The organism is Hyphococcus sp. D3-15 (assembly GCF_055809375.1).
The window spans coordinates 2,810,042-2,828,397 of the sequence record NZ_CM147910.1; the positions used below are offsets into that span (position 1 = coordinate 2,810,042).

Consider the following 18,356-nt stretch of genomic DNA (forward strand, 5'->3'; position numbering starts at 1 on the left):
ATTAGTCTTTCTTCTCCGTGATCGGCATGACGACACGGATGTGAACATCCTTGAGCTGCGCGGCGGAGGCTTCCGCCGGCGCATCCAGCAACAGATCTTCGGCCTGCTGCGTCATCGGGAACATGGTCACTTCGCGGATATTCAATTGATCGCATAGCAGCATGACGATGCGCTCAATACCCATGGCGCAGCCGCCATGCGGGGGCGCACCATATTTGAATGCGTTGAGCATGCCGCCGAATTTGTCCTCGACCACATCGTTGCCGTAGCCGGCGATGTCGAAGGCCTTGTACATGATGTCGGGACGGTGGTTCCGGATCGCGCCGGAGCCGAGTTCATAGCCGTTGCAGACAAGATCATACTGATAGGCTTTGATCTTCAGCTTCTCTTCATCCGTATGCGCCGCTTCGAGCGCCTCGAGGCCGCCTTGCGGCATGGAGAACGGGTTGTGACCGAACTCGACCTTTTTGTTTTCTTCGTCCCATTCATACATCGGGAAGTCGACGATCCAGGCCAGCTCGAAGCTGTCCTTTTTGGAAAGGTTCAATTCCTCGCCAATCGCGACTCGCGCCTTCGCGGCGACGGCCTGAAATTCTTCCGGCTTGCCCGCGAGGAAGAAGGCGGCGTCGCCGGCCTTGAGGCCCAGTTGCGCGCGCACCGCTTCTGAACGCTCCGGCCCGATATTTTTCGCCAGCGGGCCTTTCACTTCGTTTTCGTCGAAGATCATGTAGCCCATGCCCGGCAGGCCTTCCTTCTGGGCGAAGGAATTCATCCGGTCGCAGAAGGCGCGCGACCCGCCGCCCGGCGCCGGGATGGCGCGGATTTCGTGGCGCGGATCCGCGTCGAGGATCGAGGCGAAAATCTTGAAGCCCGAGCCGCGGAAATGATCGGAGACCACCTGCATTTCGAGCGGACAACGAAGGTCCGGCTTGTCGGTGCCGTATTTCAGCATCGAAACGTCATAAGGGATCAGCGGGAACGGATATGACGTCACGGCGCGATCACCGGCAAACGCCTTAAAGGTCTGTTCCATCACCGGACCCACCGCATCGAACACGTCGGCGCGCTCGACAAAGCTCATCTCAAGGTCGAGCTGATAGAATTCACCGGCGGACCGGTCGGCGCGCGCATCTTCATCGCGGAAGCATGGCGCAATCTGATAATAACGATCAAAGCCCGAGACCATGATCAATTGCTTGAAGATCTGCGGCGCCTGCGGCAACGCGTAGAATTTTCCGGGATGCAGACGCGACGGCACGAGGAAGTCGCGCGCGCCCTCCGGGCTGGAGGCTGTCAGGATCGGCGTCTGGAAATCGGTGAAGCCGGCTTTTTCCATGCCGTTGCGAATTTCGCGAATAATCTGCGCGCGGACCATAATGTTCCGGTGCAAAGTCTCGCGGCGCAAATCGAGATAGCGATGACGCATGCGGATGTCTTCGGGATAGTCCGGCTCGCCAAACACCGGCAGCGGCAATTCTTCCGCTGCGGACATCAATTCAAACGCATCGATCCGGACTTCGATCTCGCCGGTCGGCAGGTTCGGATTCACCGCATCGCCGTCGCGGGCGACCACGCGGCCGTCGATCCGGATCACGCTTTCCTGACGCACTCGTTCGATCTCGGCGAAGAACGGCGCCTCCGGCTCAACCACAAGCTGCGTCAAGCCATAATGATCGCGCAGATCGATGAACAGCAATCCGCCGTGATCGCGCTTGCGATGGACCCAACCGGAAAGGCGAACAGTCTGTCCAACCTCGGATTTGCGCAATTTTCCACAGGTGTGGCTACGATAGGCGTGCATGGAATTCCTCAAGTAAATCGGTCGCGCCGGAGTGGCGACTACGCCCCGTAATGTCAAGGCCATGGCGAGCCGCGCCCCGCCCCACATTCCCCGCCCACTTTGGCGACGCAAATTGGCGGCGCGGGGTGTCAAAGTCCCTTTACATCTCGAATGGTGGCCCTAAGACCCCATATAGTTAATACTGTTGCAGCATTGGAGGGCGATATGGCTGAAAGACCACCTTTACTACCTGACCTGTTCCGCATGGTCGTGAAAATGATCGTTGGCGGCATTCTGGTTATCGGACTGTTTTCCTGCGGGGTCGGCGTTGTCGCCGGCGCAGGCGCGGGCGCCAGCGGCAAGACCGCTGTGAAAACCCCGGTTTCAAAAACCGTCTATGGCGAAAAAGACAGTGAAAATGCGATCCTGCGCGTGGATATCAAAGGCCCGATCCTGACCCACCCGCCAGCTGATGAGGGATCGAACTTTTTCTCATCCATTCAGGCCGTGACCTATGGCTATGAAGTGAAGCAACAGCTTCTCGACGCCGCCAAGAATGACAAAGTGAAAGCGGTGATGCTGTTTGTCACCACGCCCGGCGGCTCCATCGTCGGCAGCGAAGCGATCCATGACGGCGTTCTGGCGGTCAAAGCTTCTGGCAAACCAATCATCGCCCATGTGGACACCCTCTCCGCCTCTGGCGGCGTCTGGTCCACAGCGGCCGCAGACAAGATTTTCGCCGATGAAGGCAGCCTGATCGGCAGTGTCGGCGTGATCTTCGGCAATTTCCTGTATTTCGATGATCCCGTAGCGATCGATGGCGGCCTGTTCGGGACCGGCATCACCACCCGCGGCGGCATCAAATCAACCGTCATCGCCGCGAGCGAGGGCAAGGATCTCGGCAACCCGTTCCGTCCTATGACCGAGCGCGAGAAATCCCTGCTCGAGGCCACGGCGAAGGAATTTTACGACAAGTTCCTGGACCATGTGACATCCAACCGGCCGCTTAAGCGTGAGGCGCTGGTCGGCGAATATGGCGCGATGGTGTTCGGCAACGATATCGCCCAGCAGCATGGCTATATTGACGGCACCAAGACCTATCAGGAGACCCTCGCCTATATCGCCGGTGAAATCGGCGCAGAGGGCGACGACTGGAAGCTGGTGTCCCCGCCGGAAATCGAGAAATCGACCCTCGAAAAGATGTTCGGGGCGACCTTGGCCGCGATCGGCACCGGACGGCTGGAAGCAGCTCATCAGGCCGCTGTCTGCGGCGAGCTGAAATCAGGTCCGGTGGCGCTTTCCGCTCAATCCATGACCTCCCTGTGCGGACTTTAGGGCTTTTAGCCCTTTAATCCGGCTCCCGGACGGCCTATCTATTCGGGAAGTTTTCCACAGGCTACGCCTATATCCGCGCCCCCAATGGGGGCGCGGTTTTTTGCGGCGCCGCACACCGCTTGTCTCAACCATCCTGCCCCGATAGAAGCCCGCTGCATGCAAGTCATCTCGACCACCGACGAATTGGCCCAGTTTACCAAGGGGCTGCGTGAACAGCCCTATGTGGCGGTCGATACGGAATTCATGCGCGAAAAGACCTATTGGCCGATCCTCTGCCTGATCCAGGCGGCGGCCGCAGACCATGAGGCGATCATCGACCCCCTCGCCGATGGTCTCGATCTGTCGCCCTTCCTGGAAATGCTCGCCGACAAGAAAGTCGTGAAAGTGTTTCACGCGGCGCGGCAGGATCTTGAAATTTTCTACAAACTGCTCGGCGACGTGCCGACGCCGCTCTTTGACACCCAGATCGCCGCCATGGCTTGCGGCTTCGGCGATCAGATCGGCTATGAGCCGCTGATGCGCACTCTGCTGAAAGCGAAGATCGACAAGGGATCGCGTTTTACCGACTGGTCCCGCCGGCCGCTGACCGATGCGCAGCTTTCTTATGCGCTTTCCGATGTGACGCATTTGCGCGACGCCTATCCGCTGCTCACCCAGACGCTGGAAAAGCGCGAGCGCAAGCATTGGGTCGAAGAGGAAATGGAGGCGCTCACCGATGGCGGCCTCTATTATGTGCAGCCCGACAAAGCCTGGAAGCGGCTGAAGCTGAAAGGCGTGCGCGCGAAAGAGATCGGCGCCATCATCAAACTCGCAGAATGGCGCGAAAGCGAAGCGCAATCGAAAGACGTGCCGCGCAGCCGCGTCCTGAAAGACGAATCGATTTTCGAACTTGCGCGCCTGCAGCCGAAAGACACCAAAGCGCTGTCGCGCGCCCGCTCCATTCCTTCCGGTTTCGAACGCTCGCGCGCCGGCTCGGCGATTATCGACGCGATCAAACAGGGCGTGGAACTGCCGCGCGACATGCTGCCGAGCATCGACAAGCAGGAGCGCGAAAGAGCGCCCGCCGATGTGGTCGAACTGTTGAAGGTGCTGCTGAAGCGCCAATGCGAAGCGTTTCATGTGGCGCCGAAACTGATTGCCTCAAGCGCCGACCTTGAAGCCATCGCCTTTGACGATGAGGCCGACGTCCAGGCGCTGACAGGCTGGCGCCGTGAGATTTTCGGCGAGGCGGCCCTGCGCCTGAAACGCGGCGAGATCGCCCTGAAGCTGAAACAAGGCAGCGTCGACATTATCGACGTTTAGGCGAGACCGCCGCCAATCACGCCGGCTGACGCCCATTTCATCAGCCTTCTTCGAAAACTCATCCGCAAGCCGCCAGACGTTGGAATTATTCGCCTTCCGGGCCTTGCGGGGTTCGCCGCGCTTCGCTATACCCCGCTCTCCCGCTAGCAGGGCGCGCCGGATGCGCCCGAGTAAATGCAGCGGGATCGCCAGATCAACCGTTTCGGAACCGATCTTGCAAAGTTGGCGCGGGGTGGAGCAGCCCGGTAGCTCGTCAGGCTCATAACCTGAAGGTCAGAGGTTCAAATCCTCTCCCCGCACCCAATTTTTTCATTCGTTTGAAATGACGTTCTTAGCGCTACGGCGATCGCCAATATGCGGCCTATGCGAAAAACGCGTCGCCACAATGCCGCCTGGCGGCTTGTCGCGACGCGCAGATTTTTCGAATGCCCTTAGCGCAGGATGAGTTGCACCGGCGTCAGGCGACACCCGGCGCTGTGCTTACGCGGGATGCATGTAGACTGCGCGCTGGTGAGAAAACGCCTTGAACCCGAAGATCCCGTGATAGCTGCCGACGCCGCTGGTATTCACGCCGCCAAAGGGCAACTGACTTTCCAGATAATGCGAGAACACGCCATTGACGGTGACGCCGCCGGAGGATGTCCGGTCCAGCACCTTGTCCACCGTGTCCTGATCCTTGCTGTAGATATAAAGCGCCAGCGGTTTATCGCGTGAAGCAATATACGAGATCACTTCATCAACATTGTCGTAATTCATCACCGGAATCACGGGCGCGAAAATCTCTTCCTGCATGATTTTCATTTGCGGCGTGACATTGGTCAGCATGGTCGGGTGAACTGTCAGATCGCCCTCATCCAGTTCGCCGCCCGCTGCGACGGTCGCGCCCTTCGCCACGGCGTCATCGAACAGGCCTTTGACACGGTCAAAATTTCGCTTGTTGACGATCTGGGCGATATTTTCCTTCTGGAGCTTTCCATTCGCATAAAGATTAGCCTTCACCCGCTCCGCAAACCCTTTAACGAGGGCGTCTTGCCGGTCCTTTTTGACAAAGACATAGTCGGGGCAGATGCAGGCCTGGCCGCCATTGAACTGTTTGGCCTGGGCGAGATCCGCCGCCACCTTGTCGAGATCGGCGCTCTCATCGACGATGACCGGCGACTTCCCGCCAAGCTCCAGCGTTATGCTGGAAAGGTTTTTGGCCGCCGCCGCCATGACCAGCTTGCCGACGCGCGGCGAGCCGGTGAAGAAAATGTGGTTGAACGGCAGGTCCAGCAAAGCTTCCGCGACGGCTACATCGCCCTCGAACAACGCCACTTCATTCTCATCGAAAACCGAGCGGATGATTTTTCCGGCGATTTCAGCGGTGGCCGGGCAAAGGTCCGTCAGCTTCACCATGCAGCAATTGCCGGCGGCGATCGCCGCGGCGAGCGGACCGAACGTCAGCCCCAGAGGAAAGTTCCACGGACCGAGAATGAGACATACGCCGCGCGCTTCATGCACGATTTTCGCCTTGTCATCGGGATTGGCTGACGGCTGGATCAATTGCGGCTTCATCCAGTCTTCAAGACTGTCGATATTCATCTGAATATTGCCCATCACGCCGCCGACTTCGGTGACGCGGATTTCAGCTTCCGGCTTGCGCGTGTCCGATTGAACGGCGGCGACGATATCGTCGCCATGGGCGGCGACAGCCTGTTTCAGTTTGGCGAGCTTCGCCTTGCGCTCTTCAGCGGTGGAAGCCTTGGTGTTCCACTGGTTCTCGCTTTGCAGGTCAAATACCCGCTGGAGCTCTTTTGTGAGATTTTGCGGCGCGATTTTCATAGATGCTTCCCTGGTTAGTTTGTTGCCTCACCTTACCAAATTCACGCTTGGCGGGGCCTGCCTATTCCTGAAGGAAAATTCGTCCATATTCCCGGGTAAGACCCGATTTTCACCATTTCCTGTTGTTGCGCGCCTTGCGCGCGAGATCGGCGAGAATGCCTTCGCGCAAGCCGCGATCGGCGACGCGGATGCGGGTCGCCGGCCATTCAAGATGCAAGGCCTCCAGAATCGCGCAGCCGCTGACCACAAGGTCTGCGCGCTCCTCGCCAATGCATGGCTCCTCCGCGCGCTGTTCAAATGTCAGGCTACGGAGTTTTTCCGTCACCTGCCGGGCCTCATCGATGCTGAGCCATATCCCGTCGACCTTGTCGCGGCGATAGCGCGGCAGTTTCAAATGCACCCCGGCAATGGAAGTGACCGTGCCGGAGGTGCCGAGCAGATGCGCCCGGTCTGCGGCGAAAATCTCCTTCATCCCGCCCGGATCGCCGACCCGCGAAATTTCCGCGCGCACATCCTCGACAATCGCCGCATAGGTCTGCGCGCTCATCTCCCGCCCGCCCCATTTTTCTGCGATGGAGACCACGCCGAATGGCAGCGACGTCCAGGCGGCGACCTCAACCGCGCTCCCATCGCCATTGCGGCGCACCCAGGAAAGCTCTGTCGAGCCGCCGCCAATGTCGAAGACCAGCCCGGCGGCGGCGTCCTTGTCGAAGAGCTCTGCGCATCCGGCCACCGCGAGGCGGGCTTCTTCTTCGGTTGTGATGATATCGAATTGCAGGCCGGTTTGCGTCGTCACCTGTTCCAGAAAATTCGCGCCGTTTTGCGCGCCGCGACAGGCCTGCGTCGCGATGCAGCGCAAATGCGTGACGCCGCGCCGCTTGATCTTTTCGGCGCAAATTGTCAGGGCGCTGATGGTTCGCTCCATGGCGGCGTCAGAGAGCACGCCGGATTGCGACAACCCCTCCCCCAACCGCACGATGCGCGAGAATGCGTCGATAATCCGGTAATCATTGCCGCGCGGCGCGGCGATCAACAAACGGCAATTATTGGTGCCAAGATCCAGCGCCGCGAGCCGGATCGGGCGGCGGCGGCCGCCCTTGCGCGCGCCGGATTTGCTTTTGCCCTGCTTGTCGCCGCCTTGCTTGTTGCTGGGCGGCTTCTTTACGTCGGAAGTTGTTTTGGGTTTTGCGCGCTTTGGCTGCCGGTCATTTGCACGTTGCGCATCTGCGCGATGTCCTTCTGCGCGATCTGCGCGATGCTCCCCGTCTCCGGCGCCAACAACATCTTCACCGCCAGCGCCCCCGCTGCGCTTGCTTTCTCTCATCACTTTGCGTCCTCGCTGGAGCCTCATCGGGCTCTGATGTAGGCGCAAAGCTTAGTCGTCGCAGGCGATAACAGCAAGCATCGCCCGCCAGGGGCTAGATAATCGTGAACAAGCAGACCGGCACTGGCGACGCGTCGCATTTGGCGAATTCGTCCGCCGGCGCGGGCTCGAACCCCAGCGCCACCGCCAATGCCGTGAAAGCGACAAAGGCCAGCGCGATCAGCATCAAGCCTTTTACAAGCATGATTAACGCAGTCATTTCTCTCTCCTTGGCGTGCGCGAAACAGCGCACGTCTCCCGTATCCGCCCGCGACAAACGGGCATCCCCTCGTCTCTCAACGCAGTATTTTAAGTCAGGCGTCGCGTTCCAGATCGCGGAACGCTTTTCTCAATCCATATTCGTCGGACGTAACCGCCCGCTCTAGATCGGCAAGCCGCGCGTCCAATGCGCGAAAGCGATGCTTCAACTCCGAGAAGGTCGCTTTCGGGCGGGTTGAGAAAGTACGCCAGAAGCGCTCTTCCTCGCGATCGCGAACCTCGACCGGACCGCTATCTGGCTTGATCAAAACCGCAGCTAAAATATACGGTATAATCGGCATGCCGCTCGTTAATAATGTAAGCAGCACCAGAGAAATGCGTGTCCATTTCAGGCTCCAGCCGAAATAGTCCGCCAGCCCGGCGCACACGCCGGCAATCTTGCCGCGCCGCGTATCCCTCCGTAGACGGTGGAAATTCGGCCCTGGTCCCGGCTGGCCAGCGCGATAGGCGTAGCCTTCGCGATCGCGCCAGTGATGATGGTGATGATGATGCTCAGGCATGGGGCCGCTCCGGATAGTCCTTGCGCCATTCCGGCGCTTCCTTGTCCAGAATTGTCTCCAGCGCCTCGACACGACGCTCAAGGCGCTGTGCTGTCTTCCAGAGATCGTCCACCAGCCGCTCATCATCTGTGGAGATCGACTTCGTCTTTCTCAGCTCTGCCTGATAGTGCAAAAACACTGCAGGACAGGCGACAAAGATGATCGCCACGATCGCGATGGTCATGAACGCTTCATCCATGAGATTAGCCCCTTTCGCCCTCTTTTAACGTTGCCCGCCACTGGAAGTGCGGTTTGCAACGCGCATTTTCAAGGCTTCGAGCTCGGCATTGACCGCATCTTCCGCCTCAAGCTCGGCGAATTCGTCTTCCAGCGTACGCGGACGACCCATCGACCAGCTCTCGGCCTCAGCCTCCAATTCATCGATCCGGCGCTCATAACGGTCGAATTTGGCGAGCGCTTCTTCGATGCGGCCGTCATTGACCTGGCGGCTGACCCGAACGCTGTCGGAGGCCGCATTACGGCGAATTTCGAGGGAACGCTGCTTGGCGCGCGCTTCTTTCAGCTTCGCCTGCAGACGGGCCAGATCGTCATTTGTCTTGCCGACCGTCTCGTCGATTGCTTTGAGCTCCTTGTCGAGCAGGCCGATCATTTCTTCGGCTTTGCGCTTGGCGGAGACGGCGCCGCGGGCGAGATCTTCGCGGCCCTTGCCGAGCGCGAGTTCCGCCTTTGCTTCCCATTCGCCGGCGCGGCGGGCGAATTCGCCCTTCTTGCGCAGGACTTCCTTGCTGTCGGCCAGCGCCCGCGCCGCATTGGAGCGGACCTCGACCAGCGTGTCTTCCATCTCCTGGATGATCAGCCGGACGACCTTTTCCGGGTCCTCAGCCTTGTCGAGCATGGCGTTGAGGTTGGAATTTACGATGTCGCTTAGTCTTGAAAAAACGCCCATGGGTCGAACTCCTAAAAGATGATGCCGCCGAGGATGAAGCCAATGAAGAACGCGCCCCAGGCGAACCCGGCGCGACCGCGAAATGCGCTGTGCATGCGCTGGTCCCAATCACGGTCTTCATATCTGTATCGGCTCATTTCGCATCTCCTCAGCGGTTTGGGTTGTTGGTGAACCCCGTCACGGATTCAGTACGTCATTCCCAAGCCCTTTCGCAGGAAAATTTGTAATCCATTGTTTTTATTGCTTTTTGATTTTTACAGTGATTTTCACGCCCCAATATGTGGTGTATTTTGCCGTTTTTTAGGCTTTAATTACCGTTTTCCTGTGGTATTTTTCACCTATGGCAGATCCCCAGAGCCCCCCAGACCTTATTGGTCAGTCAAAAACCTTCCTTGATGCGCTCGATCACGCCTCGCGCATCGCGATGGTCGACCGCCCGGTCCTGGTGATGGGCGAGCGCGGCTCCGGAAAGGAGCTGCTCGCGGCGCGCATCCACTTCCTGTCGACCCGCTGGGAAGGCCCGTTTGTAAAGGTCAATTGCGCCGCCATGACCGAATCCCTGCTCGACAGCGAGCTGTTCGGCCATGAAGCGGGCTCCTTCGCCGGCGCGACGCGCCGCCAAAAGGGCCGCTTTGAACGGGCCGAAGGCGGCACGCTTTTCCTCGATGAAATCTCCTCCGCATCGCTGGAAGTGCAGGGCAAGCTGCTGCGCGTCATCGAATATGGCGAATATGAACGCCTCGGCGGCGATGCGACGCAAACCGCCGATGTGCGCATCCTTGCCGCCGCGAACACCGATCTTCGCCGCCTCGTGCATGAGGGAAAGTTTCGCGCAGACCTCCTCGACCGGCTTGCTTTCGATGTGGTCACCGCCCCGCCCTTGCGTGAACGCGAAGGCGATATCGCGCTTCTCGCGGCGCATTTCGCCTCGCACGCCGCCGCAGAACTTGCGTTGAAATTTCCCGGCTTTTCACCGGAGGCGACGGTCGCGCTGAATTCCCATGACTGGCCCGGCAATGTCCGTGAACTGAAGAATGCGGCGGAGCGCGCAACCGTTCACTGGGGCGAAGGCGATGCGACGGGCCTCATCTCGAACATCATCATCGATCCGTTTGAACGAGCCTTCGGAAAATTCGACGCCAGCAAAGCGCCGAAGGAAACCCGCCATAGCGCGCCATTGACCGTAAATCACCCACCGCCCGATCACGGCGCTTATGATCTGCGCGATTATCTCAACGAGCTGGAAAAAACCATTGTCGCCGACGCACTGGAAAAAAATGGCGGCAGCCAGAAACGCGCCGCCGATGCGCTCTCCCTCACCTATGACCAGATCCGCGGCATCATCAAGAAGCATGGATTGGCGGCGTAATGGATGAGAAGGAGCTTTCCCGCCTGCATAAGCGGATCGCAAAGCGCGCGCCGGGAGAATTCCATTACCCGGAAATCTACGGGCCCGGCTGGGACGATCTATGGATTGGCGACAAGGTGCGCTTCGGCAGGAATTTCCTCGAAGCCGTGCGCGCCGGCAAGTTGCCCGGCGTTGAGGATACGGGCCGCAAAAAGGGCGGCGGCCGCGTCTATCGCTGGAAGGGCCGGTAACGCCCGCGCTAGCGGCTTTGCGTCCCGCGCGTGATCACCTTGTCCGTGGGCAATATCTTCGCCGGATCAATCGGCTCCTTGCCGGCGCCGCGCTCGTAAAACGGCGTGAAGTCACAATCGCTGATTTCAAAAAGCTGTTCGAAACTGTCGATGACGAAATAGGTCTTCTGGAAATCATCGACCATATAGGCGGTGTTCAACACGCGCTCCAGATCGAATGCGATGCGATTGGGGGCCGGGCTTTCCACCGAGAAAATCGTTTCGTCCTTTGACGACAGCATGCCGGCGCCAAATGCGCGCAAGCCGTCTTTCGTGTTGATCAGGCCGAACTCCACAATGTACCAGTAGAGCCGCGCGAGCATTTTCTGCGCGCCATGCTCAATCGCCTTGGGGCCGCCAAGTCCGTATTTGCGCATATATTCCGCAAACACCGGATTGGACAGCAACGGCACATGGCCGAAAAAGTCGTGAAAGAAATCCGGCTCCACAAGATAATCGAGTTCGTGTTCGCCGCGCATCCACCAGGACACCGGAAAGCGGCGATTGGCGAGATGGTCGAAAAACACATCATCTGGAATCAGTCCCGGCACTGCGATCAACCGCCAGCCGGTCGCGTCACCCAATACCTTGTTGGCGTCTTCGATTCTGGGGATGGCGTCGCCGGCGTTCAGCGCGCCGAGACCTTCAATATATTCAGCCGCCGCATAGCCAGGCAGGAGCTTTTTCTGGCGGTCATAGAGAAAGCGCCAGCGCGCCTGATCCGCATCGCTATAGCGCTCATAAGGCTGCTCGACCGTGTAGTCGGCGCTCATATGTTCATAGTCTCCGCGCAGCGCATGGCTGGTGTTCGCGGCGAAGGGATTTTTCGGGGCTGAAGCCTCAGGCGCATGTGAATCATTCATAGGCGTAAAAATACGCGTTTTGACTGGATTTTCTTGCCAGAGAGGGCGGAAAGTGAGGGATTTTTGACAAATATTCCCGTATAATCACAAAAATACGGGAAATTTTTTCATGATTGATGAAACCGACAAGAAGATCCTCGACCTGCTCCAGCGCGACGGCCGGCTGACCAATGCCGAGATCGCCGAGCAGGTGGGCCTGTCCGTATCCGCCGCCCACCGCCGGGTGAAACAACTCGAGGCGCAGGGCGTCATTGAAGGCTATTCCGCCAATGTGAACCGCGCCGCGGCGGGCCTCAACGTCTTCGCCTATGTGTTTGTAAAACTCGATTCCCATGCGGAAGATCACCTCGCCGCTTTTGAGCGCCAGGTGAATCTGATTGACGAAGTGGTGTCCTGCTCCGCGATTTCCGGCGGCGGCGATTACATCCTGCAAGTGGTCGCCCGCGACATGAACGGCTTTGCTGATGTGGCGCTGAAAAAACTTGCACGCCTTCCCGGCGTCAAGGATCTCGTCTTCGAATTTTGTGTTGTCGACGATGAAACAGGCTGCCGGTTGGCCGCTGTCAATCTAGGGCTAAGACTAACAGCGGCCGCCGGAGTGCGTCAGGCTTCGGGGCTAATGAAGGCCTGACGCTGTGCAAAAAGCGACAGTTCGGCGCGATTAAGCGAACCATTCGCATTGAGGTCCGCCGATGCGAAAATCGCATCCTGCAAACCTAAATACTCCCCCTGCTGCATTTTGCCGTCTGAACCGGAAAAGGCGTAGAACATGTGACGCGCGACTGCGTCGATGCGCGTTTGCTCAGTGTCGCCAAGCGCGCCGGCGGCCTTGACCGGCAGCGCGATCGTTTCAAGCACGCCGTCTTTTTCGACAGCGATAAATCCGTTGAGGTTCGCGAGCTCGGCCGTGACAATCGTCAGCGCGGCGAACTCATCCACGTTCAACGCGCCGTCATCATCGCGGTCGGCGCGGTTGAACACGCTCTTTGCGAAAAGCGAGGCTTCGGGCTGAGACAGGCTCTTCAGCGCGCCATCCTCATAGGCGGGACCAGCATTAAATCCGACCAGAGACGCGGCGGCGACGAAAGCGGTCGCGGCGGCGGCGGTGATCGTGTTGGTGATGATTGCTGCGGGCATTGGCCCCTCCTTCTCTCTCGCCAGACTAGATTGGCGGGCGAGCAGGGCCGATTTTCGGGGAAATTAAGGATTTATGCGGGCGGAATCCCTCGCTCTTTGGCGGGATTGGGGCGAATGCGGCGAAATCGCGGAGAATGCAACCAAAGCGGGCGCTGACGGCCAGATGCTATTCCGCAGGCTGCGCCACAGGCGTCGGCGTGCTCGCGGCTTCCGGCGTTTCCCCCTGCATACGCGCCCACCGCTCCTTGATCATCGCCGAGGTCAGGCGCGACCCGTCCGGCGACCAGCCCGGCGGACCGAACGTATATCCAAGCACTTCCTTCGGCGACTTCGCTTTGATGACGTCCTTCGCGATGCCGATCCACTCATGATAGGAAATCACCAAAGGATTGAACGTGCCGAGATTTTTGATGATGCCGTAACGGGGTTTTTCCGCATCATCTTCCGGCGTGAATGTGCCGAACATCCGATCCCAGATGATGAGAATGCCCGCATAATTTGCGTCGAGATATTTCGGATTGGTCGCATGATGCACGCGGTGATGGCTCGGCGTGTTGAAGATCCATTCAAACGGACCCATGCGATTGATCAGTTCGGTGTGTATCCAGAACTGATAAAGCAGGCTGATGGCGCCGACAAACGCGACCATCGCCGGATGAAAGCCCATAAAGACAAGCGGCGTCTTGAACAGGATCGAACCCAGTATATTGCCCGTCCATGTCTGGCGCAGCGCCGTCGTCAGATTGTAATGCTGAGAAGAGTGATGGATCACATGGCTCGCCCAGAACCAGCGACGCTCATGACTGATCCGGTGCCACCAGTAATAGCGCAGATCATCCAGCGTCAGGCAGAGCAGCACCGCCCACCAGGTGTTCGGAATTTTGAATGGCGTCAGCTCATATGCGGCGACAAACACGACGCCGATGACGAACAGCCCACCGAATAGCGGCGCGATCTGGCTGCCGAACCCCATGAGCAGGCTGGCGGCGGAATCGCGCGCTTCATAACGCCCGCGCCCCGTCAGGCGCGCAGCGATGATCTCTATGATCACCAGAACCAGAAACGCGGGAACCGCGTAGCCAATGATATCCGGAAACTCCATGGGACTATTTTGACCCGTCGGCGCCCAGTTTGCGAGCCCATTCAGCAGCGCCGTCAGCTTCGATGACGAGCTTGCGCGAGCCGGGATCGCTGGGGCGGATCACCAACGCGCCCGCCTCCTCCGCCGCCTTCAGCGCCGCCGCCGGAAAGCGCCGGGTCACCAGATCGACGCCAAGGCGCGAGACCAGCGCAATTTCGCCGCTCGCCCCTTCGGCCAGCGCCGCCCGGCCCTTGGCGTCCAACAGCCAGCGCACGGGCCGGAAATCGGGCTCGTCAAAGGCCAGCCGGTCCGCCGCCGCCTGTTGCGACACCGGCGCCGCCGGCGCGCGAAAAAACGCCCAGGCAAGCCCCACCATCAGCGCAATCGCCGCAAGGGAAATCAAGGAGTCGAGAAGGAGGTTGCCGGTCATGGACGCATCAATCCCGCTGGATTTCTGACTGCTCAAGCGCCGGCTGGGATGCGGCGGCGACATGCGCCTGTTCGAAATGCACGCCCAGAAAATACGGCCATACGATCAGCGCCAGTAGCCCCTTCCAAAATCCCAGTTTCAAAAAGCCGATGGAGAACAGCCAGCCAATGCACCAGAACACGCCGAGGCCGCCATGCTGTTCTATTTTGATATCTTTGCTCTTCACCGCATGTTCTCCTTGGTTGCATGGCCGATATTACGCGCAGACTTTCCGGGCACGTTGATGGAGGTCAATATAGGTGCGCCGCGCACATACGCAAAACGGCGCGCCCCTTAAGAGCGCGCCGCATCACAAATCTCAGCCGATTGGCGGATTAGCCGACCAGTTCGTCTTTCGAAAAGAAGAACTCGATTTCCTGGGCCGCAGTATCCGGGCCGTCAGAACCGTGGACGGAGTTTTCGCCGATGGACTCAGCGAATTCCGCGCGGATCGTGCCGGGCGCTGCTTCCGCCGGGTTGGTCGCGCCCATGATTTCGCGGTTGCGAGCAATTGCGTTTTCGCCTTCGAGCACCTGCACGACGACCGGTTCGGACATCATGAATTCAACCAGTTCGCCAAAGAACGGGCGGTCTTTGTGGACGCCGTAAAACCCTTCGGCCTGCGCCTTGCTCATGCGGATGCGTTTGGAGGCGACGACGCGCAGGCCGCCCTCTTCCAGCTTGGCGATGACTTTGCCGGTGATGTTCCGGCGCGTGGCGTCCGGCTTGATGATCGAGAAGGTGCGTTCGAGCGCCATGGGGTTCGTCCTCAACTGTTATGTGGAAATTCGGATTAGGCGGGTTCCTAGCAACGCTTTTGCACTGCGGCAAGCTCCGCGAGACGGACTCAGCATATTTCGACGAAAGTTTAGCGCGCTTGCGGGCCGGAGCCTCTGACCGCGCCATTTCGGGCGACTTCACCGCGCGCCGGCGTGGCGCCTCAGCGATTGCAGAAACGCATTAACCTCAGCCCCGATCTGGCTGATCGGCGCAGCTTTGAGGGAAGCCTCGGACCAGCCCTGACGCGGCTCCAGTTTCTCCGCCAGACCGGCCAATCGCGCCCGCTCGCCCGTATCCAGCGGCAAAGCCTCTGCTGCGGCCAGCAATTCCAGCATGCCGTGAATGCGCCGCATCACAGCGAAGGCCCGCGACATTGGCTCGAGCAAGCGTCGATCCTCCAGCCAGTGGCGGCCGCCGAAAATGTCCTGTGTGATGCGCTGACCGGCGCCGAGGCAGTCATAGGCGACGCAGCCTTTATAGCCGCGCTGGTCGAGGTTTTCATGAATGGTGCATCGCCCCGTCGCGTCCAGATTTTCGCATGGCGCACCGGCGGGCTTGTTCACGGCGAAACTGGGCGAACGATCGAATGCGAGCGCCACGCAACACATGGACGCACAATGTGCACAATCACCGCGCAGCGCCCTTGTGGTTACAGTCGTGGTTACAGCCATAGCATTCACCCTGGCGATTTATGCGCCGCTAAAGTCCAGCCTGTTCTGCCCATGCTGCCGGACACAGGCAATGGCGAATAAGAAAAACGCCACCCAGCAGGGGCGGCGTTCTTCCTATCTAGTTGTCTCAGACGATCAGATTAACAATCTGCGTCGTCAACTCAGGCGGCCTTGCCGTAAAGCGTACCGCCAGACTTCGCCATGTCGCGGAATTTCTCCGGAGGGTTGAACCGGGCGCCGTATTTTTGCGCGAGGCTTTCCGCCTTGCGGACAAAAGCATCGACGCCGATCGTGTCGATATGGCTCATGGGCCCGCCGGTCCAGGGCGCAAAACCCCAGCCGAAAATCGCGCCCAGATCCGCCGACTGCGGATCATGAACGATGCCTTCCGCAAAACATTGCGCAGCGGGAATGAGCTGCGCGTAAAGAATGCGCTCTTTCGCCTCTTCAAGGCTCGGCTGCTCTTTCGCCACCGGGAAATATTCCGACAAGCCCTGCCAAAGGTGCTTTTTGCCGCCTTCGGGATATTCGTAGAAGCCGCCGCCGGATTTGCGGCCCTTGCGGCCTAGATCTTCAACCATCTTCACCAGCAAATCCTCGACGCCCGTCGGTTTGTAATCTTTGCCGAGCTCTTTCTTGGTGGAGTTCATGATCCGGAGACCAAGCTCCAGCGATGTTTCGTCGGTAAGCGCCAGCGGGCCGACCGGCATGCCGAGCGACTTCGCAGCATTCTCGATCAGCGCCGGTTTGACGCCTTCGGCAACCATCAGCATCGCCTCGTTGAGATAAGGCGGCACCACGCGGTTGGTGTAGAACCCGCGCGTATCTTTCACCACAATCGGCGTTTTCTTGATCATGCGAACATAATCCAGCGCAGCGGCAAGCGCCTTGTCGCCGGATTTGTCGCCGGGGATGATCTCAACCAGCGGCATCTTATCGACCGGCGAGAAGAAGTGAATGCCGATAAACTGGTCCGGGCGTTCGGAATTTTTGGCGAGCCCGGTGATCGGCAAGGTCGACGTGTTGGATGCAAAGATCACATCCTTGCCGATAACCGCTTCGGTTTGCTTGATGACATCGCGTTTCACATCCGGGTCTTCAAAAACCGCCTCGATGATCATATCGACATCTTTGAGGTCGTTGTAATCGGTGGTCGGCGTGATGCGGGCCAATAGCTCGGCGCCTTTTTCCTTCGTCACCTTGCCGCGCGACACGCCTTTTTCGACGATCTTTTCCGAATAGCCTTTGCCCTTGGTCGCATAATCAATATCGCGGTCGAGCAGGACGACTTCCGCACCGCCCTTTGCGGTCACATAGGCGATGCCCGCGCCCATCATGCCCGCGCCAAGGACGCCGACCTTTTTCAGCACAGTCGGCGGCACGTCTTTCGGACGCTGCTCGCCTTTTTCCGCCGCCTGTTTGTTGATGAACAGCGTGCGGATCATGTTGCGGGTTTGCGGGCTCGACAAAAGCTTGAGGAAATATTTGGACTCAATGCGAATGGCCGTATCCATCGGCACGATTGAGCCTTCATACATGCAGGAAAGAATGTACTGAATGGCCGGGTAATTGTGGTTGGTCTCGCGCTGGCCCATGGCGTTCGCCGCCATGAAGAACTGCACCGCGCGCGGGTCCATCGCGCCGCCGCCGCCAGGAAATTTGAAACCCTTCTTGTCCCATGGCTGCGTGACTTTCGGATTCGCTTTCACCCATTCTTTCGCTTTGGCCACGATCTCGTCGGCGGGGGCGATTTCCTGAATGATGCCTTGCGCCTTGGCGGTCGCGGGATCGATCGGCTTGCCTTGCGTCGCCAGCATGGCGGCGTTTTGCAGACCGGCGAGACGCGGCAAGCGCTGCGTGCCGCCGGCGCCGGGAAGCAGGCCAACCTGAACTTCAGGCACGCCTAGCTGAATTTTCGGATTGTCGGCGACGACGCGGTGATGACAAGCGAGCACAATCTCCAGCCCGCCGCCAAGCGCCAGACCGTTGACGGCCGCGGCAACCGGTTTCGCAAAAGCCTGTCCGCTGGCCAATGCCTTGGCTGTCTGGCCGCCGGTTTCGAGTTTGCGGAACACCTGATTGAGGGCGAAGGTCGATTCGAACTGATCCTTTTTCGAAGCGCCTGCGCCCATGCCGCCAGAACCGAGCATGTTGAGGTCCGCGCCCGCGAGGAAGCCGGAGGCCTTGCCCGAGGTAATCACCGCGCCCTTGACCTTGTCATCGGCGATGAATGCGTCGACCCATTTGGCGAAATCCGCCATCAGGTCCGCATCCCAGACATTCATCGACTTGCCCGGCAGGTCGATCGTGACCAGCGCAATGCCGTCGCTGTCCACGTCCACTTTCATTGCTTTATATGTCATTGTTCCGTACCCGTCTCAAAATGTGAAA

Annotated in this window: 21 protein-coding genes and 1 tRNA gene; 6 read left to right on the plus strand and 16 right to left on the minus strand. The window is 59.2% G+C overall.

Annotated features, from left to right (window positions below; translation table 11 throughout):
- Position 1 precedes the first annotated feature (1 nt).
- Positions 2 to 1,801, minus strand: a complete 1,800-nt coding sequence (gene aspS, locus AC0L8G_RS13935; RefSeq protein WP_473384785.1) for an aspartate--tRNA ligase — start codon at positions 1,799 to 1,801, stop codon at positions 2 to 4.
- Positions 1,802 to 2,005: 204 nt separating this feature from the next.
- Here aspS and AC0L8G_RS13940 point away from each other — a divergent pair, with 204 nt between their 5' ends.
- From AC0L8G_RS13940 to AC0L8G_RS13950, 3 genes are all read left to right on the plus strand, one after another.
- Complete coding sequence (locus AC0L8G_RS13940) at positions 2,006 to 3,115, plus strand: S49 family peptidase (protein WP_473384786.1); 1,110 nt, start codon at positions 2,006 to 2,008, stop codon at positions 3,113 to 3,115.
- A 156-nt stretch (positions 3,116 to 3,271) separates the two neighbouring features.
- Positions 3,272 to 4,417 (plus strand): ribonuclease D, encoded by a 1,146-nt coding sequence (rnd, locus tag AC0L8G_RS13945; RefSeq protein WP_473384787.1) that lies wholly within the window; start codon positions 3,272 to 3,274, stop codon positions 4,415 to 4,417.
- A gap of 226 nt (positions 4,418 to 4,643) precedes the next feature.
- Positions 4,644 to 4,720, plus strand: a tRNA-Met gene (locus AC0L8G_RS13950).
- A gap of 177 nt (positions 4,721 to 4,897) precedes the next feature.
- On the opposite strand, the gene AC0L8G_RS13955 is transcribed toward AC0L8G_RS13950, so the two are convergent.
- The 7 genes from AC0L8G_RS13955 to AC0L8G_RS13985 all read right to left on the minus strand — a co-directional run bounded on the left by AC0L8G_RS13955 (position 4,898) and on the right by AC0L8G_RS13985 (position 9,463).
- Positions 4,898 to 6,238, minus strand: a complete 1,341-nt coding sequence (locus tag AC0L8G_RS13955; RefSeq protein WP_473384788.1) for an aldehyde dehydrogenase family protein — start codon at positions 6,236 to 6,238, stop codon at positions 4,898 to 4,900.
- Positions 6,239 to 6,347: 109 nt separating this feature from the next.
- Entirely contained in the window at positions 6,348 to 7,562 is a 1,215-nt protein-coding gene (locus AC0L8G_RS13960) for a Ppx/GppA phosphatase family protein (RefSeq protein WP_473384789.1), read from the minus strand.
- A gap of 94 nt (positions 7,563 to 7,656) precedes the next feature.
- Complete coding sequence (locus AC0L8G_RS13965; protein ID WP_473384790.1) at positions 7,657 to 7,821, minus strand: hypothetical protein; 165 nt, start codon at positions 7,819 to 7,821, stop codon at positions 7,657 to 7,659.
- A 94-nt stretch (positions 7,822 to 7,915) separates the two neighbouring features.
- Positions 7,916 to 8,380, minus strand: coding sequence for an envelope stress response membrane protein PspC (gene pspC, locus AC0L8G_RS13970; protein WP_473384791.1), 465 nt, complete (start codon positions 8,378 to 8,380; stop codon positions 7,916 to 7,918).
- The gene (gene pspB / locus AC0L8G_RS13975) at positions 8,373 to 8,618 is read right to left on the minus strand and encodes an envelope stress response membrane protein PspB (RefSeq protein WP_473384792.1); all 246 of its coding nucleotides are present in this window, start codon (positions 8,616 to 8,618) and stop codon (positions 8,373 to 8,375) included. The genes pspC and pspB overlap by 8 nt, the downstream gene beginning before the upstream one ends.
- A gap of 24 nt (positions 8,619 to 8,642) precedes the next feature.
- Positions 8,643 to 9,326, minus strand: coding sequence for a phage shock protein PspA (pspA, locus tag AC0L8G_RS13980; protein ID WP_473384793.1), 684 nt, complete (start codon positions 9,324 to 9,326; stop codon positions 8,643 to 8,645).
- Positions 9,327 to 9,337: 11 nt separating this feature from the next.
- Complete coding sequence (locus AC0L8G_RS13985) at positions 9,338 to 9,463, minus strand: hypothetical protein (protein WP_473384794.1); 126 nt, start codon at positions 9,461 to 9,463, stop codon at positions 9,338 to 9,340.
- A gap of 203 nt (positions 9,464 to 9,666) precedes the next feature.
- On the opposite strand from AC0L8G_RS13985, the gene pspF reads away from it, so the two are divergent.
- Positions 9,667 to 10,695 carry a phage shock protein operon transcriptional activator gene (gene pspF, locus AC0L8G_RS13990; protein ID WP_473384795.1) on the plus strand — a complete coding sequence of 343 codons (1,029 nt, stop codon included), beginning with the start codon at positions 9,667 to 9,669 and terminating at the stop codon, positions 10,693 to 10,695.
- Positions 10,695 to 10,925 carry a DUF1413 domain-containing protein gene (locus AC0L8G_RS13995; protein ID WP_473384796.1) on the plus strand — a complete coding sequence of 77 codons (231 nt, stop codon included), beginning with the start codon at positions 10,695 to 10,697 and terminating at the stop codon, positions 10,923 to 10,925. Before pspF ends, AC0L8G_RS13995 begins: the two co-directional genes overlap by 1 nt.
- Positions 10,926 to 10,933: 8 nt before the next feature.
- Here AC0L8G_RS13995 and phhA read toward each other — a convergent pair whose 3' ends face one another.
- A complete protein-coding gene (gene phhA, locus AC0L8G_RS14000) occupies positions 10,934 to 11,827 on the minus strand; it encodes a phenylalanine 4-monooxygenase (protein ID WP_473384797.1) in 894 nt (297 codons plus the stop codon).
- Between the two features lie 109 nt (positions 11,828 to 11,936).
- On the opposite strand from phhA, the gene AC0L8G_RS14005 reads away from it, so the two are divergent.
- Positions 11,937 to 12,458, plus strand: coding sequence for an Lrp/AsnC family transcriptional regulator (locus tag AC0L8G_RS14005; RefSeq protein WP_473384798.1), 522 nt, complete (start codon positions 11,937 to 11,939; stop codon positions 12,456 to 12,458).
- On the opposite strand, the gene AC0L8G_RS14010 is transcribed toward AC0L8G_RS14005, so the two are convergent.
- The 7 genes from AC0L8G_RS14010 to AC0L8G_RS14040 all read right to left on the minus strand — a co-directional run bounded on the left by AC0L8G_RS14010 (position 12,431) and on the right by AC0L8G_RS14040 (position 18,328).
- Positions 12,431 to 12,964, minus strand: coding sequence for a hypothetical protein (locus AC0L8G_RS14010; RefSeq protein WP_473384799.1), 534 nt, complete (start codon positions 12,962 to 12,964; stop codon positions 12,431 to 12,433). The genes AC0L8G_RS14005 and AC0L8G_RS14010 overlap by 28 nt on opposite strands.
- A 166-nt stretch (positions 12,965 to 13,130) precedes the next feature.
- The gene (locus AC0L8G_RS14015) at positions 13,131 to 14,066 is read right to left on the minus strand and encodes a sterol desaturase family protein (protein WP_473384800.1); all 936 of its coding nucleotides are present in this window, start codon (positions 14,064 to 14,066) and stop codon (positions 13,131 to 13,133) included.
- 4 nt (positions 14,067 to 14,070) lie between these two features.
- Positions 14,071 to 14,475, minus strand: coding sequence for a hypothetical protein (locus AC0L8G_RS14020; protein WP_473384801.1), 405 nt, complete (start codon positions 14,473 to 14,475; stop codon positions 14,071 to 14,073).
- 7 nt (positions 14,476 to 14,482) lie between these two features.
- Entirely contained in the window at positions 14,483 to 14,701 is a 219-nt protein-coding gene (locus AC0L8G_RS14025) for a hypothetical protein (RefSeq protein WP_473384802.1), read from the minus strand.
- A 148-nt stretch (positions 14,702 to 14,849) separates the two neighbouring features.
- Entirely contained in the window at positions 14,850 to 15,272 is a 423-nt protein-coding gene (gene ndk, locus AC0L8G_RS14030) for a nucleoside-diphosphate kinase (protein ID WP_473384803.1), read from the minus strand.
- Between the two features lie 159 nt (positions 15,273 to 15,431).
- Entirely contained in the window at positions 15,432 to 15,893 is a 462-nt protein-coding gene (locus AC0L8G_RS14035) for a hypothetical protein (protein WP_473384804.1), read from the minus strand.
- Between the two features lie 233 nt (positions 15,894 to 16,126).
- The gene (locus tag AC0L8G_RS14040) at positions 16,127 to 18,328 is read right to left on the minus strand and encodes a 3-hydroxyacyl-CoA dehydrogenase NAD-binding domain-containing protein (RefSeq protein WP_473384805.1); all 2,202 of its coding nucleotides are present in this window, start codon (positions 18,326 to 18,328) and stop codon (positions 16,127 to 16,129) included.
- Positions 18,329 to 18,356: the final 28 nt, after the last annotated feature.

Coding starts and splice junctions, on each gene's coding strand:
- rnd (WP_473384787.1), top strand. CDS start 3,272: ATGCAAGTCATCTCGACCACCGACGAATTGGCCCAGTTTACCAAGGGG.
- AC0L8G_RS13955 (WP_473384788.1), bottom strand. CDS start 6,238: ATGAAAATCGCGCCGCAAAATCTCACAAAAGAGCTCCAGCGGGTATTT.
- pspB (WP_473384792.1), bottom strand. CDS start 8,618: ATGGATGAAGCGTTCATGACCATCGCGATCGTGGCGATCATCTTTGTC.
- AC0L8G_RS14005 (WP_473384798.1), top strand. CDS start 11,937: ATGATTGATGAAACCGACAAGAAGATCCTCGACCTGCTCCAGCGCGAC.
- AC0L8G_RS13960 (WP_473384789.1), bottom strand. CDS start 7,562: ATGAGAGAAAGCAAGCGCAGCGGGGGCGCTGGCGGTGAAGATGTTGTT.
- AC0L8G_RS13940 (WP_473384786.1), top strand. CDS start 2,006: ATGGCTGAAAGACCACCTTTACTACCTGACCTGTTCCGCATGGTCGTG.
- AC0L8G_RS14015 (WP_473384800.1), bottom strand. CDS start 14,066: ATGGAGTTTCCGGATATCATTGGCTACGCGGTTCCCGCGTTTCTGGTT.
- AC0L8G_RS14010 (WP_473384799.1), bottom strand. CDS start 12,964: ATGCCCGCAGCAATCATCACCAACACGATCACCGCCGCCGCCGCGACC.
- AC0L8G_RS14040 (WP_473384805.1), bottom strand. CDS start 18,328: ATGACATATAAAGCAATGAAAGTGGACGTGGACAGCGACGGCATTGCG.
- pspF (WP_473384795.1), top strand. CDS start 9,667: ATGGCAGATCCCCAGAGCCCCCCAGACCTTATTGGTCAGTCAAAAACC.
- aspS (WP_473384785.1), bottom strand. CDS start 1,801: ATGCACGCCTATCGTAGCCACACCTGTGGAAAATTGCGCAAATCCGAG.
- AC0L8G_RS14020 (WP_473384801.1), bottom strand. CDS start 14,475: ATGACCGGCAACCTCCTTCTCGACTCCTTGATTTCCCTTGCGGCGATT.
- pspA (WP_473384793.1), bottom strand. CDS start 9,326: ATGGGCGTTTTTTCAAGACTAAGCGACATCGTAAATTCCAACCTCAAC.
- AC0L8G_RS13965 (WP_473384790.1), bottom strand. CDS start 7,821: ATGACTGCGTTAATCATGCTTGTAAAAGGCTTGATGCTGATCGCGCTG.
- AC0L8G_RS13995 (WP_473384796.1), top strand. CDS start 10,695: ATGGATGAGAAGGAGCTTTCCCGCCTGCATAAGCGGATCGCAAAGCGC.
- AC0L8G_RS13985 (WP_473384794.1), bottom strand. CDS start 9,463: ATGAGCCGATACAGATATGAAGACCGTGATTGGGACCAGCGCATGCAC.
- pspC (WP_473384791.1), bottom strand. CDS start 8,380: ATGCCTGAGCATCATCATCACCATCATCACTGGCGCGATCGCGAAGGC.
- phhA (WP_473384797.1), bottom strand. CDS start 11,827: ATGAATGATTCACATGCGCCTGAGGCTTCAGCCCCGAAAAATCCCTTC.
- ndk (WP_473384803.1), bottom strand. CDS start 15,272: ATGGCGCTCGAACGCACCTTCTCGATCATCAAGCCGGACGCCACGCGC.